This is a genomic window from Limnospira platensis NIES-39, from assembly GCF_026000695.1.
Classification (GTDB): Bacteria; Cyanobacteriota; Cyanobacteriia; order Cyanobacteriales; family Microcoleaceae; genus Limnospira; species Limnospira platensis.
In genome coordinates this window covers 2,777,615-2,795,372 of sequence record NZ_AP026945.1, presented here as the reverse complement: position 1 = coordinate 2,795,372, position 17,758 = coordinate 2,777,615, and the positions used below count along the sequence as shown (strand labels likewise).

General features: G+C 48.2%; 17 protein-coding genes and 1 pseudogene. 14 read left to right on the top strand and 4 right to left on the bottom strand.

Features of this window, described 5'->3' with window-relative positions:
* Positions 1–79 precede the first annotated feature (79 nt).
* The 4 genes from N39L_RS13565 to rpsT all read right to left on the bottom strand — a co-directional run bounded on the left by N39L_RS13565 (position 80) and on the right by rpsT (position 6,955).
* A complete protein-coding gene (locus N39L_RS13565; RefSeq protein WP_014275477.1) occupies positions 80–1,969 on the bottom strand; it encodes a DNA-directed RNA polymerase subunit gamma in 1,890 nt (629 codons plus the stop codon).
* A 157-nt stretch (positions 1,970–2,126) separates the two neighbouring features.
* Complete coding sequence (gene rpoB, locus N39L_RS13560; protein WP_035735857.1) at positions 2,127–5,435, bottom strand: DNA-directed RNA polymerase subunit beta; 3,309 nt, start codon at positions 5,433–5,435, stop codon at positions 2,127–2,129.
* Between the two features lie 179 nt (positions 5,436–5,614).
* Complete coding sequence (locus N39L_RS13555; protein WP_006618613.1) at positions 5,615–6,445, bottom strand: TatD family hydrolase; 831 nt, start codon at positions 6,443–6,445, stop codon at positions 5,615–5,617.
* Positions 6,446–6,637: 192 nt separating this feature from the next.
* Complete coding sequence (gene rpsT, locus N39L_RS13550) at positions 6,638–6,955, bottom strand: 30S ribosomal protein S20 (protein ID WP_014275476.1); 318 nt, start codon at positions 6,953–6,955, stop codon at positions 6,638–6,640.
* A 325-nt stretch (positions 6,956–7,280) separates the two neighbouring features.
* Between rpsT and hisD the strand changes: the two genes are divergently transcribed.
* From hisD to iscB, 14 genes and pseudogenes are all read left to right on the top strand, one after another.
* Positions 7,281–8,594 carry a histidinol dehydrogenase gene (gene hisD, locus N39L_RS13545; protein WP_006618611.1) on the top strand — a complete coding sequence of 438 codons (1,314 nt, stop codon included), beginning with the start codon at positions 7,281–7,283 and terminating at the stop codon, positions 8,592–8,594.
* Positions 8,595–8,642: 48 nt separating this feature from the next.
* On the top strand, positions 8,643–9,074 hold the full coding sequence (locus tag N39L_RS13540; RefSeq protein ID WP_006618610.1) for a universal stress protein: 432 nt from the start codon (positions 8,643–8,645) through the stop codon (positions 9,072–9,074).
* Positions 9,075–9,308: 234 nt separating this feature from the next.
* Positions 9,309–9,614, top strand: coding sequence for a CBS domain-containing protein (locus tag N39L_RS13535; protein WP_014275475.1), 306 nt, complete (start codon positions 9,309–9,311; stop codon positions 9,612–9,614).
* Positions 9,571–9,771 carry a CBS domain-containing protein gene (locus N39L_RS13530; protein ID WP_014275474.1) on the top strand — a complete coding sequence of 67 codons (201 nt, stop codon included), beginning with the start codon at positions 9,571–9,573 and terminating at the stop codon, positions 9,769–9,771. The genes N39L_RS13535 and N39L_RS13530 overlap by 44 nt, the downstream gene beginning before the upstream one ends.
* Positions 9,772–9,957: 186 nt before the next feature.
* Complete coding sequence (locus N39L_RS13525; RefSeq protein ID WP_231852172.1) at positions 9,958–10,380, top strand: CBS domain-containing protein; 423 nt, start codon at positions 9,958–9,960, stop codon at positions 10,378–10,380.
* Between the two features lies 1 nt (position 10,381).
* Positions 10,382–10,627 (top strand): GAF domain-containing protein, encoded by a 246-nt coding sequence (locus N39L_RS13520; protein ID WP_006618609.1) that lies wholly within the window; start codon positions 10,382–10,384, stop codon positions 10,625–10,627.
* Positions 10,628–10,643: 16 nt separating this feature from the next.
* Complete coding sequence (locus N39L_RS13515; RefSeq protein ID WP_006618608.1) at positions 10,644–11,045, top strand: GAF domain-containing protein; 402 nt, start codon at positions 10,644–10,646, stop codon at positions 11,043–11,045.
* Between the two features lie 72 nt (positions 11,046–11,117).
* Entirely contained in the window at positions 11,118–12,590 is a 1,473-nt protein-coding gene (locus N39L_RS13510; protein WP_006618607.1) for a PAS domain-containing protein, read from the top strand.
* Positions 12,591–12,597: 7 nt separating this feature from the next.
* Positions 12,598–13,020: a PAS domain-containing protein gene (locus tag N39L_RS13505; protein ID WP_014275470.1), complete on the top strand. Its 423-nt coding sequence runs from the start codon at positions 12,598–12,600 to the stop codon at positions 13,018–13,020.
* A gap of 118 nt (positions 13,021–13,138) precedes the next feature.
* Complete coding sequence (locus tag N39L_RS13500; RefSeq protein WP_050856776.1) at positions 13,139–14,206, top strand: sensor histidine kinase; 1,068 nt, start codon at positions 13,139–13,141, stop codon at positions 14,204–14,206.
* Positions 14,207–14,210: 4 nt separating this feature from the next.
* Positions 14,211–14,354 (top strand): hypothetical protein, encoded by a 144-nt coding sequence (locus N39L_RS13495; RefSeq protein ID WP_006618606.1) that lies wholly within the window; start codon positions 14,211–14,213, stop codon positions 14,352–14,354.
* Positions 14,326–14,631, top strand: coding sequence for a response regulator (locus N39L_RS13490; RefSeq protein WP_006618605.1), 306 nt, complete (start codon positions 14,326–14,328; stop codon positions 14,629–14,631). Before N39L_RS13495 ends, N39L_RS13490 begins: the two co-directional genes overlap by 29 nt.
* A 781-nt stretch (positions 14,632–15,412) precedes the next feature.
* Positions 15,413–16,054, top strand: a pseudogene (locus N39L_RS13485) (group II intron maturase-specific domain-containing protein); the annotation flags it as partial.
* Positions 16,055–16,440: 386 nt separating this feature from the next.
* Positions 16,441–17,718 (top strand): RNA-guided endonuclease IscB, encoded by a 1,278-nt coding sequence (iscB, locus tag N39L_RS13480; protein ID WP_014275466.1) that lies wholly within the window; start codon positions 16,441–16,443, stop codon positions 17,716–17,718.
* Positions 17,719–17,758 lie beyond the last annotated feature (40 nt).

Below are 17,758 nucleotides of genomic sequence, written 5' to 3'. Positions count from 1 at the left end.
GCCGTGGTCTTGAAGTTTTTTTGACCCGGCGGGTTTTAGATAATGATAAAATATCTACCTAACCCGCCTTCAATTATTCTTAAACCAGAGCATCTAGCACGGTTTTGTTGAAGATAATTCGACCAGCGGTTGTCCGCACATATTGGGAAATCATTTTACCTTCCTTATCTTCTCTAACTCTCCTGGTCAAATTCCCACTTTTGTGACCAACATATAATTTAGTCTGGCTACCATCAGCAGACTTTTCCTCTCGGTCAAGTTGTTCAGGTTCATCTAGGTCAACCTCCCCATCAAAACGCACCCAAATCTCAGCGTGCAAATCCAGCAAACCGTGATTATAGGCAACGATCGCATCTTCCAAGTTACTGAAATAGCGATCTTTTCCTCGCACAGCCTTCGGATTTTGTGCAGTCAGATAATAGCAACCCAAAACCATATCCTGAGAAGGCGTCACAATAGGCCTTCCCGTAGCCGGAGACAGAATATTATTACTAGCCAACATCAGCAAACGAGCTTCCGCCTGAGCCTCAATAGACAAAGGAACGTGAACAGCCATTTGGTCTCCATCAAAGTCAGCGTTAAAAGCCGGACAGACCAGGGGATGTAATTTAATCGCCCTTCCTTCCACCAGGATAGGTTCAAAAGCCTGAATTCCCAAGCGGTGGAGAGTTGGCGCACGGTTAAGCATAACCGGGTGACCAGAAATCACCTCTTCTAACACATCCCAAACACTCGGATCGCCGCGTTGAATCAACTTTTTCGCCGCCTTAATATTATTGACCAAATTTTGACGAATCAAGCGATGAATCACAAAAGGCTGGAAAAGTTCGATCGCCATTTCCCGAGGTAGTCCGCACTGGTGCATTTTCAAATTCGGACCCACCACGATGACCGAACGACCCGAATAATCGACCCGTTTTCCTAGCAAGTTTTGACGGAAGCGGCCTTGTTTACCCTCAATAATATCCGAGAGAGATTTCAAAGGTCGGTTATTCGCACCCACCACAGTTCGACCGCGACGACCATTATCAATTAGGGCATCTACCGCCTCTTGTAGCATTCGCTTTTCATTGCGAATAATAATTTCCGGCGCTAAAATCTCCTGCAACCGAGCCAGGCGATTATTACGGTTAATCACCCGTCGATAGAGGTCGTTTAAGTCGCTAGTAGCAAAGCGACCCCCATCTAACTGAACCATCGGCCGCAAATCCGGGGGAATTACCGGAATCACATTTAAAACCATCCATTCAGTTTTAGAACTGGTGGCGATAAAGTTATCAATGATCCGCAGTCGCTTAATCAACTTGGCGCGTTTTTGACCCTTAGCATTAGCAATGTCAGTTCGCAATCGTTCTGCTTCTTCTTCCAGGGGGATATCTTCCAAAAGGCGGGCGATCGCCTCAGCCCCAATACCCACTTCCACCCCAACAAGTTCGCCTTCTTCCGCGTAAATTTGTTCTTCAATTTCCAGCCACTGTTCTTCCAGCAACAGTTGTTTATAGGAGAGATTATCAGCATTCCCCGGATTTAATACCACATAGGCATTAAAATAAACCACCTGTTCCACATCTCGCAGAGGCATATCCAGCAAAATCGCCATATAGCTAGGAATACCCTTGAGATACCAAACATGAGTCACCGGAGCCGCCAGTTTAATAAAGCCCATGCGATGTCGTCGCACCCGCGATTCTGTAACTTCTACCCCGCAACGTTCGCAGACAATACCCCGATGTCGGACTCGTTTATATTTACCACAGTGACATTCCCAGTCCTTAGCCGGTCCAAAAATACGCTCACAGAACAGCCCATCCATTTCCGGCTTCAAAGTCCGGTAATTAATAGTTTCCGGTTTCGTAACTTCCCCTACCACTTGACCGTTAGGTAAAGTACGTTCCCCCCATTGTCGGATGCGTTCTGGAGACGCTAACCCAATTTTGACGTAATCAAAACGTTGCTCTAACTTAGGCATAATTCTAGTTACCCATGTATGCTAACAAAAAAAATCAGATCCCAGTAGGGGCCGGTTCACCAATAACGGGCGTGGAAACAGACCATGATGGCTAGATGCCGCCCTAGGCCATGATTTCCACCTACCCAATTTCTGAACCTTGACCTGCTCAATCAACCTACATCCGTTGGCCCTGTTCGTCGTCATCAATGACGCTCAAATCATAGCTAGGCTTAGAAGGTGGTCTGACTCGGTGAGACTCATCAGCCATCAGGTCTACCTCCAAATCTTTACTAGCACCATCCTTTTTGTTAGTTTCCACCTTATGGACTGCAATATCCAAACACAAAGATTGCAACTCCCGCATCAGCACTTTAAAGGATTCTGGCGTACCGGGACGGGGGATAGCTTTGCCTTTCACAATCGCATTTAGGGCTTCATTACGGCCCGCCATATCATCAGACTTAACCGTTAGCAACTCTTGCAAAGTATAGGCTGCCCCAAACGCTTCCAATGCCCACACCTCCATTTCTCCGAACCGCTGACCGCCCTGTTGTGCCTTTCCACCCAAGGGCTGTTGAGTCACCAACGAATAAGGACCAGTAGACCGGGCGTGAATCTTATCATCCACCAAGTGAACCAACTTGAGGATATAAGCAATACCCACCGTTACAGGTTGGTCAAACGGCTCTCCCGTGCGGCCGTCATAAACAATAGTTTTGCCGGGGTATTCCTCACTAAATAACCAATCCTTTTTGAGTTTTTCGCGGGCTTCTTTAAGTTTGCTGTGGACTGTCTCACGGGACATTTCTTGACCAAACATTTCATCAAAAGGGATCACCTTAAACCGCCGTTTCAGGTTTTCTCCCGCCCATCCCATCAAACACTCAAAGATTTGACCAACATTCATACGAGAAGGCACACCCAGGGGATTCAGGACAATATCCATCGGCCGACCATCCGGCAGATAGGGCATATCTTCAATGGGAAGAATACGCGAGACAATCCCCTTATTGCCGTGGCGGCCCGCCATTTTGTCTCCCACCTGAATTTTGCGTTTTTGCGCCACATAGACCCGCACCACCATATTAGCTCCTGGGGGCAGTTCATCGCCTTGTTCTCGGGTGAACACCCGCACATCGACCACCCGGCCTTTTTCACCATTAGGAACCCGCAGGGAGTTATCTCGCACATCTCTGGCTTTTTCTCCAAAGATAGCCCGCAGCAGTTTTTCTTCTGGGGGTTGGTCAGACTCTCCTTTGGGGGTTACCTTTCCTACCAGAATATCTCCCGACTCTACCCAAGCACCAATCCGAATAATCCCGTCCGCTGTAAGTTGTCGCAGGGAGTCTTCCCCAACGTTCGGTATTTCGCGGGTAATTTCTTCAGGTCCTAGTTTCGTTTGTCGCGCCTCAATCTCAAATTTTTCGATATGGATTGAGGTATAAACATCGTCATAAACCAGACGTTCACTAATTAAGATTGCGTCTTCGTAGTTGTAGCCTTCCCAGGGCATATAGGCAACTAAAATGTTATGACCCAGGGCTAATTCTGCCCCCTCGGTCGAGGAACCATCAGCCAAAACCTGACCTGCTACTACTTGGTCGCCTTCATAAACTAGGGGGCGCTGGTTTAAGCAGGTATCTTGGTTAGAGCGTTGATATTTTTGCAGTTCATATTCGATTTCCCAACCTTCGGGGTCAATAACCCGAATTTTCGCGCCATCTACATAACTGACTTCTCCATCAGTACGAGATACAATCACCATACCTGAGTCCCGCGCCGCCTGGGCTTCTAGTCCCGTTCCCACAAACGGACGTTCAGGACGCAGCAGGGGAACTGCTTGGCGCTGCATATTGGAACCCATCAGCGCACGGTTAGCGTCATCGTGTTCTAGGAAGGGAATTAGGGAGGTAGCTACCGAGACAATTTGCACCGGAGAAACGGCTACATAGTCCACTTGGTCGGGGCTGGTTTTGGTGAAGTCCTGACGATAACGCACCGGAACTAGGTCGCCGAGGATATGTCCCTCGGAGTCATAGCTAATGTCTCCTGGTGCTACCCGTAGATCGTCTTCCTCGTCAGCGGTCATATACACCGGAGACAAATCTCGGCGCACTCGTCCATTTTCTACTGGATAGTAAGGGGTTTCGATGAAGCCGTAGGGGTTAACCCGGGCGTGGGTAGCCAGGGAGCCAATTAGACCGGCGTTCGGTCCTTCTGGGGTTTCGATGGGACAGATACGACCATAGTGGCTTGGGTGAATATCACGCACCGCAAAGCCTGCCCGTTCTCGTGTTAAGCCACCGGGACCTAGGGCAGATAAACGCCGTTTATGGGTTAATTCCGCTAGGGGGTTAGTTTGATCCATAAATTGGGACAGTTGGCTAGACCCGAAAAATTCTTTGATGGCTGCTACCAAAGGTTTCGGGTTCACTAGGGAGGCGGGGGTTAGGGTTTCGGCATCGCCAACGGTCATCCGTTCCCGAATAATTCTTTCTAAACGGTTTAAACCTACTCGGATTTGGTTTTGCAATAGTTCCCCTACTGAACGCACCCGACGATTACCCAAGTGGTCAATATCATCGGTTTCGCCGATGTCGTATTCTAGGTTAATCAGGTAGTCGATCGCCGATAAAATATCAGTTGGTGTTAGGACTCTGGTACTATCGGGCACACTCAGCCTTAGTTTCCGGTTCAGTTTATGCCGTCCTACCCGACCCAAATCATAGCGTTTCGGGTCAAAGAAGCGATTATGCAAAAGTTGTTCTCCCCCGGTGATGGTGGGAGGTTCCCCTGGCCGCAGTTTCCTATACAACTCCATCAGGGCATCTTCTTCGCTAAATTCCCCTTCTTTTTCGATGGTTTTTTGGAAGTAGTCCGGGTGCCGCAATGCGTCAAATATCTCGTTATTCGTCAATCCTAGGGCTTTCAGAAGTATCTGAGCCGACAGTTTGCGAGTTTTGTCAATTCTTACCCAAACTAGATCATTTTTATCGGTTTCAAATTTCAACCAAGCGCCTCGGTTCGGGATGAGAGAGGCGCTATAGGTACGTCGTTGGTTTTTATCGATTTCCGATTTGTAGTATACCCCCGGACTCCGCACAATTTGGTTAACAATAACTCGCTCGGCTCCGTTAATAATAAACGTGCCACGTTCGGTCATTAAGGGCAGGTCTCCGATAAATACTTCCTGCTCCTTAATCTCCCCGGTTTCTTTGTTAATTAGTCGCGTGGGAACGTACATCTGCACGGAGTATGTACTATCCCGCCGTTTGGCATCGTCTACGTCATATTTAGGCTGTTTCAGCTTGTAATCTCTGGCTAAGAAATGCAGTTCTAGTTTCCCTGTATAATCACTGATGGGGGAGAAACTTTCCAGTTCTTCAATTAGCCCGGTTTCTAAAAACCAACGAAAACTCGATCGCTGAATTTCAATTAAATCAGGAAGTTCAAATGCCGATTCGTATTGGGTTGTATTTGTCATGGTTTCTAAAGGTCTGCTGGGATGTTCAAGGTCTGCTGGGATGTTAGGGTTAGGCAAAATCTCGCCTCCCCCCATTTAGCATTGATATCTCCCCCCATCTGGGCCATTCATCAATAGCGCTACAGGAATTTGGGGAATTTGGGGAGTCGATTTATTTGATTAGGGGGTTACTGATGGGGTCAGGGCAATTCATCAATGGCCCCTACACTAGCAACTGGGTGACCGACCACGGATAAGCCAAATAATTCACAGGCATTTTTTGTGGTTTGCTGACTTAGACTTTCTAGGGATACACCCCGGAGTTCGGATACTTTTTCGGCGACGTATTTAACGAATGCGGGTTCGTTCCGTTTTCCTCGTCGGGGAACCGGGGCTAGAAAGGGGCAGTCAGTTTCAATCAATAGGCGATAGCGAGGTACGCCACGAGCAGATTCTTGAATTTGGGTAGCATTTTTAAAGGTTACCGTTCCGCTGAAACTAATGTAAAACCCCAAGTCTAAAAACCATTGCATTTCTTCGGGAGTGCCACCCCAACAGTGCATAACACCTCGCACGGGACCATGATCAAGATCATCGAAGAAATCCCGCAACAGTTCCACCATCGAAGCTGCTGCATCTCGACAGTGGATAATTACGGGTTTATTTAGTTGGCGAGCTATTTCCAGTTGAGCCCTGAAAATTTGCTTTTGACGGGCTTCATCTTTGGCCTTATAAAAGTCTAACCCAGTTTCCCCGATCGCTACTACCCTTGGATCAGATTCGGCTAGAGTCCGAATTTCACTTTCGGTGGTTTCTGTCCATTTCTCTGTGTCCAGAGGGTGTAACCCCACGGCAAAGGATAGTTCTTCTACTTGGTCGGCGATCGCCCTAATTTCGGCAAATTCCCCGGGATGAACACAGGAGTGTACCAAAGACACCACTCCAGCAGAACGCCACCGCTGCCGGATGCCTTCGAGGTCTGTAGCCAGACTCTCAAAGTTAATGTGAACGTGAGTATCAATTAGCTGCATCTGGTGCTATCTGTCCTTCAGCATAGTTCCCAGCCTTTCGGCTAATATTGTAGCCAACACTTTTGCATTTTGTTGGTTACCCTTATTCTGGGAGAGCGAATTTGGCATAGCCACCCACTGAAGTGATGGGTCAAAAACCGATAACTTCCGGGCGGCGTGCTGACATACTCGCGGACGGCACGAGGAGTCACCCTAGGATGCTGTGGCTTCCTGGGCGATCGAATTAGGCTGGTGTCGTTTCAAGAACCTAGCTAATCGCGATTTTTTCCGAGCCGCATTGTTCCGGTGCAGAACACCTACCTTAACGGCTTTATCGATTTTACTGGTCGTTTCTGACATCCGTTGCTGGACGTACTGCAACGATTCATCGGTGGGATTAGCCGCATATTGCTCAACAGCGGCAAAATATTTTTTCATGAGAGTCCTCACGGCTGAATTATAGGATCTATTCCTCAGCCGATTGCGTTCAGCAATTTGGACTCGTTTAATGGCAGATTTGATATTGGCCATGGCTTCCGGTGTAGGACTACGCGGATCTTTGATAATCAAGATTTCCAGAAATACCAATATAGCACGTCAACAGGGGAATTTGTGCATTAAATTTTTATTTTGCCAGTATCGAAGCCCAAAAGTCCAGATTCGGGGTCAAGATCTCCGAGTCAAGCAGAGTCTGTGAATCCACGTTACACTATATAACAAACGCGGGTTATACTGAAAGTTAAGCTGACCGACCAGGTTCAGCCCAACTCGGTCTCAAAGAAATTTAGCCTCTCCGGGCCCGTCAATTGCCTCGCGTTTTGGCTAGTAACTTCTACGGTTTGCACTCCTAATCACCATGCTGCGAATTATTACTCAGTGGGTTGAAGCACAATCAGAACTGCGACGCATCGGCAGTCGTACCCATGATGATACTATTATCCATAAAGAAGCTACGGTGCGAGAAGTCCTGCAAACCGTGAAGCGGCAAGGGGATAAAGCACTGCTGCACTACACCCAAGAATTTGACCACAAAACTCTGAGCCTCGAACAGTTGCGGGTCAGTGCTTCGGAGTTGGATGTCGCTTATCAACAGGTTAATTGTGAACTTCTCGATGCAATTCGGTTAGCGAAAAAACAGATTGAGGCATTTCACCGCCAGCGTATTCCTAAGTCTTGGGTTCAGTTTGGCGATGATAATGTGGTTTTGGGTAAACGATACACCCCCGTTGATCGGGCGGGTTTATATGTGCCGGGTGGCCAAGCCTCCTACCTAAGTACAGTGCTAATGAATGCCATTCCGGCTAATGTGGCTAAAGTGCCTCGCATTGTCATGGTAACTCCCCCCGGTATTGATAATAAGATTAGTCCGGCGGTTTTAGTGGCGGCTCAGGAAGCTGGAGTCCAGGAAATTTATCGAGTAGGCGGGGCTCAGGCGATCGCTGCTTTGGCTTATGGTACGGAAACTGTGCCGAAAGTTGATGTGATAACAGGTCCGGGTAATATATATGTAACGCTGGCGAAAAAATTGGTTTATGGTACTGTCGGTATTGACTCCCTCGCTGGACCGTCTGAGGTGCTAATTATTGCCAATAGTATCGCCTCGCCGGTTCATGTGGCGGCGGATATGCTGGCTCAGGCAGAACATGATACAATGGCGGCGGCGATTTTGTTGACTACAGACTCAGCTTTGGCTCGTCAGGTGGTGGCTGAGGTGGAACGACAGCTTGAGCATCACCCGCGCCGAACTATGACGGAAAAGGCGATCGCTCACTATGGTTTAGTGGTGGTGGTGGACTCCCTCGAAGCCGCAGCTCAGTTATCTAATGAATTTGCTCCCGAACACCTAGAACTAGAAGTTGACGAACCCTGGGAACTATTAGAACACATTCGCCATGCCGGGGCAATTTTCCTAGGTTGTTCGACCCCGGAAGCGGTGGGAGATTATTTAGCCGGTCCTAACCACACCCTACCCACTTCAGGGGCGGCTCGCTATGCTTCCGCTTTAGGAGTCGAAGTATTTATGAAACACTCTAGTTTGATTGAATATTCTCCGCAGGCGCTGCAAAAAGTGGCAAATGCTGTTAATATTTTGGCTACTGCAGAAGGGCTACCATCCCATGCAGATTCTGTTCGTCTACGGACGAAAAATCAGGGAGATGGGGATTTTTAGCGGGTGTTGCTGATTTCTAGGTCAGCTTAATGTGAGGAGAAGTTGCCAATGCTGAGGACAATTTTGGTTGCTATTGATGATTCCCCTTCTATGGAGATAATGATGAATGCCTTAAAGCAACTACAATTGGAACCCACAACCCACGTGGTATTCTCCCATGTGGTTTCAACTACAGCGCCTGATGTAGATCCAATTGCCGATCGCCCCCATCCTAGCTCATCAGAAGAGTTAGCCTATTGGGATATCGAGAATTATCTACGCAGCTATCAGAAGCAGTTAGCTTGTCCCAGTGATGTAGAAATTGTCCAGGGAGATCCGGCTGAGGAAATAATCCGTCTTTCTAATATCTATAAAACTGATTTAATTATTATTGGTAGTCGCGGATTAACTGGACTTAGCCGAGTATTACAAGGGTCCGTTAGTTCCCAAGTGGTAGCCGATGCTAATTGTTCAGTTTGGGTAGTGAAAGAAAAGGTGTAATAACCATGGTGTGAAATGCCGGACTGCGCTAAGGAGTTTTTAACTAGCTAACCGGTTTTTTTTGCCCATAAAAACAGGTCGAAAATATTTAGGGGATAGCGATTGACTGGAGCGGTTGATGAGCGCGAAAGCTGCATACTTGGGGGCGGAACTAGAAAGCTATCATGATCATGATCGACAAATTCCGAACTTCGGGGTTATGCTGGGTTTAAACATCCCTAGATCCTTGCGCTGATGGTTGATTACAATCAGAGTCCGACGGAAACCACCATAGACCCCAAAACCGCGATCGCCCCTAATGTGTTAACTATTTCCCCCGATGCGACAGTGGAAGAGGCGATCGCCTTGATGAGTAATCCCAGTCGTGAATCAGACAGCAGTTCAATTATAGTCGTCACTAGATCGCGATCGCATTGTCGGTATTGTCACCGAGCGGGATATTGTGCGTCTAGCCGCCCAACAGCAACCCCTACAAAGTTTGTTGGTAGGCGAGGTAATGAGCCAACCGGTTATCACCCTACAGCAGTCGGAACTAACTGATATTTTTGCGATCATTGACTTTCTGCAAAAGCGTGGCTTGCGCCATTTACCCATTGTCGATGACCACTGCAGCCTGCTCGGTTTGATTAGCCACGAAAGCCTACAAAGGCTGAAGAGTCCGGTGGACTTGATGCGGTTGCGGTCAGTGGGTACGTAATGGCTCAGGACGTGGTGACATCACAAAGCGATCGCAAAGAGCTAGATATTGCTCAGTTATTGACCCAAAACCGAGTCAGTTGCGTGATTATCACGCCCGTTCGATCCGGCCGACAACCCACCCATAGAGCGTCCTGTGGGAATCATCACAAGCCGCGGGATATTGTGCAATTCCAGTCGGGGGGTGGTGCGCCGTATCAGGGAAACCAGCGCCCAAGATCGGATGAGTTCTCCCCTGTTTACAGTGCAAGGAGATGAGTTTCTGTGGGCAGCCCAGCAACAGATGGAGGAACGGCGGATTCGGCGGGTGGTGGTCACTGGAGAACGGGGTAACCTAGTGGGAATCGTCACCCAAACAACCCTTCTACGGGCGTTTAACCCCATTGAAATCTATAATTTGGCAGAAAACCTCAAACAAAAAGTCAACCGCCTATACGCCTTAAAACTGGCGTTGTGGGAACGTCGCAACCAGGAACTACAAGAGGAGGTGGCGGCACAAACTCAGCGGATTCAAACTCAGGCCCAGCGCGATCGCCTGAGTCGCGAATATTTCCACAACCATTCGCAATTAAGAGGACTTAGCCACTATTCTCCAGAGGCTCTGGGATGAAGTGCGGCAGGTGTTGATCGGGCATCGCGTGATTATCTACAAGTTTGAAGACGATTTGAGCGGTTCCGTCATTGCCGAATCGATTATGGCCGGTGGTCGTTCGGTGCTGCACAGTCAAGCCAATGACCCCTGTGTGACTCGAGAGTGGATCGAACCCTATCGCCAAGGTCGCGTGCGGGTGGTGCGAGATATTTATGATGAGTCCATGAAGAAAGAGTGCCATCATCCGCTTCTTATTGAGCTTTGATTCAAGCGCAAAGCTGATGGTGCCGCTTGTGGTAGACGATCGCCTCTGGGGGTTGATGATCGCCAGTCACCAAGATCAGCCGCGAGATTGGCAAACCGGGGAAATCCAACTCTTGCAGGCTCTCTCGATCCAATTGGCGATCGCCCTCAAACAAGCCACGCAACATGAACAACTCCAGAACGAGATTAGCCAGCGCCAAAAGGCTCAACTAGCCCTAGCATCCTTAAATACTGAACTCGAAACCCGAGTCGAGCAACGCACCGCCGACCTGCAGGCTCGGATCGCGGGCTATCGTGGCCTCATGGAAGGAGCCAGTGATGCCATTCTCCTAGCCACCCCTGAAGGCTACCTGATCGAAGCCAACGCTGCCGCCGAGTACCGCTTTCGGCTACTCCCGTATCGGAGTTCAGCGGACTGAGCCTAGAGCGATCGCCCCTACATATCAGCCAACTCCATCCCCGATGCGGAATTAGACCGCATTGAACGCCGTTTGTCGCGGATTATTGAGGAAAAACAGCTTTGGGTGTTGGATACCCGGATTCTGAGGGCCGATGGCTCAGAAATTCCCGTTGATATCTCAGGAAGCCTGATTAAAGTGGGCCAGACCCATATAGTGCAAGGGATATTCCGGGATATACGCTTTCGCGCCGCCTTTGAGGAAAAACTACGCAGCAGTGAAACCGAGTTACGCAGCGTCTTTGAAGCCATGGGGGATTTGGTTTTAATCATTGAAAGCGATCGCGATGAAGTGCGAGTGATGCCCACCCGCCACCAAATACTCGAGCCCCAAGCCACCGAGATTCTCGATCAAACCCTCGATTGTCTATTTCAAGACGAGGCCGAATCCCGCACTCTACTGCCGATTCGGGAAGCCTTAACCACCGGAAAAACCGTGTCGTTTGAGTATCAAATCGACCTGGAGGATCGCCGCATATATTTTGAAGCGAGTATTTCTCCCATGGGCGATCGTCGGGTGATTTGGGTCGCCCGGGATATGACCAAACGCAAACAAGCCGAGGCGGAAATTTTCCAACTCTCCCAACGGCTCAAAATTGCCTTATCTTCGGGAAACATCGGCTTTTGGGATTGGGATCTTCGCCAAAATCAAATTACTTGGGATGAGCAGATGTATGCCCTCTATGGGGTTGATAATTCATCATACTCGTCGTATCCAGAATCTGTGGTAGCTTACGAGGTTTGGTCTCATGGCGTTCATCCCGACGATCGCCAAGCCGCCGCAGACCTCCTCCAGAAAGCCATTTTAGGAGAAGCCGACTATAACACCGAATTTCGCGTCCTGCATCCCGATGGCAGCCTCCACTATATTAAAGCCTCTGGGTTAGTTGTCCGGGATGAAGCGGGTCAGCCCATCAGCATGATTGGGGTGAATTTAGATATCACCGACATCCGCCAAGCTGAAGCCGCCTTACAAGCCAGTGAAACTCGTTTTCGGCGGGTGTTTGACTCCAACGTAGTGGGGATGATGTTTACCAATTTTGCCGGAGACATCATCGAGGCTAATGATCGCTTTTTAGAGATGTTGGGCTATAGCCGCGCAGGGCGGCCTATGGGTTTAATCAACTGGGCAGAAATCACACCCCCTGACTATCGAGAACAAGATGTACAGGTGATCGAACATCTACGTCAATCTGGATTTATTCACCCCTTTGAAAAGGCTTATCGGCATCAAGATGGACATTTGGTGTTTGTGTTAATTGGGGTGGCGATGTTATCTCAAACTGATGAGAGTTCTGTTTGTGTAGTGGTGGATATTAGCGCCCAGAAAGCGGCACTGACCGAACGCACCAAAGCAGAACAGGCTCTGCAAGAAAGTAAACTGCGCTTAGAACTGGGTCTGGCTTCGGCGAATACAGGACTCTGGGATTGGAAGATGCAGACGGGGGAACTTTGGTTCAATAAACAATGGAAATCCATGCTGGGTTATCAGGAGCTAGAGAATTGAGAACCGGTTGACGGAGTGGCAAAGTCGGGTTCATCCTGACGACTTAGCCCAAGTTTACCAGGACGTGGAGCGACATATTCAAGGAAAAACGGAGTTGTATCGCCATGAACATCGTCTGCGCTGTAAAGATGGCTCCTATCGCTGGATTTTAGCCCAAGGGCGCATGGTGGAACGGGATGCTGAGGGACGACCACTGCGGTTTATCGGCACTCATACGGATATTAGCGATCGCAAAAAAGCCGAACAAACCATTGAGCAGCAAGCGCAACGAGAACGGCTCTTGCGGGAGACGAATCAACGCATCAGTCAATCCCTGGATTTACCCACCATTTTTGACACCGCCTCTCGAGAGATTTGCAACTGTCTGCAAGGGGCAAGGGTGGGTATTTTCAAATTTTACCCCGACTCTGGCTATGACGACGGCTCGTAAAGTGGCGGAGTCAGTGGTTAATGACTTCCCCGCTTGTGCTGGCTATCCCCGTCCATGACCATTGTTTTGGGGAAAACTATGCCAGTCTCTACGCTCAAGGACGTTCCGCATGTGGCGGATGATATCCACCACGACGGCGCTCGAAAACTGCCATGTAGATATTTTATCTCAGTTTCAGGTGCGGGCTAACTTAGTGATACCGATTATCTGTCAAGATGTCTTATGGGGACTGTTGTGCATTCATCAATGTGACGGCCCCCGCCATTGGGAACAGTCGGATATTGATTTGGCGCAGCAATTCTCGTTCCAGTTGGCGATCGCTATTCAACAGTCTAATCTGTTTGAGCAGTTGCAACAGGAACTCAGAGAACGTCAACAGGCGCAACAACAGCTTACTCAACGCAATGAGGAACTAATCCGCGCGAAGCGTCTCAAGGATGAGTTTCTGGCTAATATGAGCCATGAACTCCGCACCCCCCTCAATGCCATTTTAGGCATGACGGAAGGGCTACAGGAGGAGGTGTTCGGTCCCGTGAATGACAGACAACTGAAAGCCCTGCAAACCGTGGAACGGAGCGCCTCTCACCTGCTGGCTTTGATTAATGATATCTTAGATGTGGCGAAGATAGAATCGGGTCAGGTAGAGTTAGAATGTTCCCCCACGGCGATCGCGCCTCTGTGTAAATCCAGTATCGCCTTCATCAAACAGCAAGCCCTGAAAAAACGGATTCAACTCTCGGTTAATCTGCCGTTAAAATTGCCTGATATTATACTCGATGAACGCCGGATCCGTCAAGTATTAATTAATCTGCTCAATAATGCGGTTAAATTTACCCCAGAAGGGGGAAGCATCACCTTAGAAGTGATATTGCCCCAACCAAGAGAAGCCGAGGGAGAAAGCCCATATCTCCGGTTTTCCGTGAGAGATACTGGCATTGGTATCAGCCCAGAAAATATCAAGAAGCTGTTTCAACCGTTTATGCAAATTGACAGCGCCTTGAATCGCCAATATCAAGGAACTGGCTTGGGTTTGGCCTTGACAAAACAAATTGTAGAATTGCATGGCGGTCGGGTGGGTTTAACCAGTGAAGTATTGCTGGGTAGTTGTTTTAGTATCGATTTACCCTATCAGGCTTCTGTGATGATTCCCCAACGGATGGACTCTGATCAGAGATTTAAACCCTAATGATGTGGCACTGCCATCAACCCCAAATGCAGCGCCTTTGCTGCTTTTAGCGGAAGATAATGAAGCGAATATCAGCACGATTTCCAGCTATTTAACCGCGAAAGGCTACCGTAGCGGAGTTGGCGAAAAATGGTCAGGAGGCAATTAATCAGGCTGTGGCTTTATCTCCTGATTTGATATTGATGGATATTCAAATGCCAGGAATGGATGGACTAGAGGCGATGAAACGGATTCGGGAGATTCCAGAGTTAGCGACAACGCCCATCATTGCCTTAACGGCTTTGGCCATGGAAAGCGATCGGAAGGCCTGTTTACTAGCGGGGGCTAATGAATACTTGAGTAAACCAGTGAGATTAAAACAGTTAACCATGACGATTCAAGATCTCCTAAATTCTTCTGAAGATGCCCTGCTATCCGCAAACTGATGCCGTCTAAGCATTATCATCAGGATCGATGCCACCCTACTCGGTGGAAGTAGTTGTCCGGAAAATCTGTAGATCTATGTCGTCTCACAAAGCGAGCGGAAGACCCTGATGTTGGCTATTCCCCACGTCCAACGTCTAACCTAGGATTTACTATTAGGTAGGTGAACTTGACCACCCTAGGGCTGAAAAGCGATCGGCGAATTTCTCAGGAAAATCTTTAGTTAGCTACCATCTAAAGGTTATAATTATGGTAACAGTGCGAGACGTTCAGGCATCAAATAGGGCTGCAATGCCCGAAATAACTGCCTGGAGTGGATTTCAACCCCTTGTTTGAATATAAGGAGCGCACTCCTGACCATCCCTATAACTGTTTATATGTCCCAAAGCGAAAGCAAGGCAGGGAACTCAAGGTTAATTCCACAAAGAAAATCGCAATACTCAACTATATAACACGGAGGATTAAAACCACTTGGGAGATTGTGGGAAAGAGTAACGGCGATAGCCACCCCCAGTTTCAGGAATCACACCCCGTCAGATTGAAGCGGGGAACGGAAGGCGTGAAGTAGAACCTACTACCAGATGCGACCACTGCCAACCATCCATGATTAGGGAGACCGAATGTCCGGCTTGAACCATCAGAACTAATTAAGTAGCGAAATAGGTTGATACGCTGCGCTTAAAAGAGTAAGGGGAAAAGTAGGAGTCTTGTTGCACTACCTACACAGACCTTTAAAAGTACCCCGGTTCTGAGGACAAATCTAAAGATGGAATGCCCATATAAGAAGTGATTAAAGGTGTAATAAAACAAATTAAAACAGCACCTCAATCAGCCCTGATAAGCAAACTAAACCCAATTATTCGGGGATGGTCAAATTACTATTCAGGGGTCGTCTCATCAGAGACCTTCGTTAAGCTAGACCATATAACCTGGCTAATGTTACGGGCATGGACAGTATCAAGATGCGGAAAGGCAAACCACGAAAAGCTAACAAACTATTTCAGACATGGAACGGTTAGACTTAGTAATGCGAAAGAAAGGCATGAATCTTGGTTATTCCAAACTAAAGATGGATTCCAACTATGGAAACATAACTGGACTCCATTGGTCAGACACACCCCAATACGCCCCGATGCAACACCCTACGACGGAAACTGGACTTACTGGGCAACCAGAAAAGGACAAGCAATCGACACGCCTAACAGGGTAGCAAAACTACTCAAAAAGCAAAAAGGCAAGTGTAAATGGTGTGGATTGTATTTCGCACCAACAGATATAGTTGAAGTAGACCACATTGTACCTCGAAGCCAAAGCGGAAAGGATGAATACAAAAACCTTCAACTACTACACCGCCACACCCGCGATGATAAAACGGCACTTGACAATGCCAGAGCTGTATCCTTAACAATGGAGCAGTCAGACTAGGAGCCGTATGAGGTGAAAGTCTCATGTACGGTTCTGAATGGGAGGGAATGGAGGCGACTCCATTCTCGACCCCTAATGGTTTGCCAGGATATAGTCGGGGATTCCTGGGGGGTGATTAAGCGATCGTGAAACCAGACTATTGCATAAAATCCGGTAATTTCTGGCTCCTGCCGGAAATTACTCCTCACAGAGTCTGCAAGATGCAGGTCCAGGATTAGACCTACGTTAATGGGGTTATGACACCCACAGGTGAACGCCAGCCTGTTGCTCTGTCGTCTATCTTTAAGGAACGAGATGAGTGGATTGGCAATCTCGAGTGAGCTAGACGTAAAAAGCCCCTTTAACATGACCGAGGCCAACATTACCCCATCTGGGAGATAGCTTAAATGCCAAATTACCAAAATTACGTTTTTGTGGTTGACACACTGGGGCAACCGTTAAGTCCCACTCATCGGGCCAGAGCCAGAAAGCTTTTGAAGCAGGGTTTGGCCGCAGTGTTTAGGACTTATCCATTTACAATTATCCTCAAGAAAACTGTTGAGAACCCGGTCAATGAACCATTACGGCTAAAGTTAGACCCAGGGGCATCAGTGACGGGTATTGCCCTAGTTAATCAGAGTCGGGACACAGTTATCTGGGGGGCTGAATTGACTCATACAGGAGATAGAATCCGAGCCAAGTTAACTGCACATCGCGTGGTTCGCCGCCACCGTCGTTGCCGAAAAACTCGTTACCGTCAAGCCCGATTCAATAACAGAAAGCGCGCAGATGGATGGTTGGCTCCCAGCCTCAAACATCGAGTTGAAACCACCTTGACCTGGGTCAATCGACTGATTTCCTCATGCCCGATAACGGACATATCAATGAAATTGGTACGATTTGACACCCAAAAGCTGCAAAACCCCGAAATATCTGGAGTTGAATACCAGCAAGGGGTTTTGTTAGGATACGAGTTGAGAGAATATCTGTTGACGAAATGGCAGCACCAGTGTGCCTACTGTGGTGGCCAAAATATCCCTTTAGAAATCGAACACATTCAGCCAAAAAGCCAGGGTGGTTCCGACCGAGTTAGCAATCTGGCTATTGCTTGCCATAAATGCCATCAGAAAAAAGGTTCTCAGGCACTCGAGCAGTTTCTGGAAAAAAAACCCGAAATCTTGAAGCGGTTGCTAGTTCAGGCCAAGGCCCCCCTGAAAAATGCGGCGGCCGTCAACTCTACCCGATGGGCATTGTTTAACAGCCTGAAGCTAACTGGATTACCCATTGAAATTGGCACTGGAGGTTTAACAAAATATAATCGGACGGTTCAAGGACTACCGAAAACCCATTGGCTAGATGACGCTGATTGTGTGGGAAAAAGCACCCCGACCCGGTTGAAAATCAAAACTCATCAGCCACTACTAATTACTTGTTTTGGGCGTGGTGGCCGTCAAAAAGCGGCTCCTAACAAGAGGCTTCCGATTTGCCATAACCCATTAAAACCAATTAAGGGATGGCTTACCGGGGATATAGCCAAGCATAAGACACATGGAATTGGTAGAATAACTCTACGGAGTCGCGGCAGTTTTGTTTTAACCAAACCTGACAAAACTCAGTTTTCAGTCAAGCCAATAGATTTGAAACCCGTTTTTAGAAGAGATGGCTATTTGTATAAATTTTCCTGAGTTTTCCGGTAATTACCAGGTTATAGATATACTGCCGGGT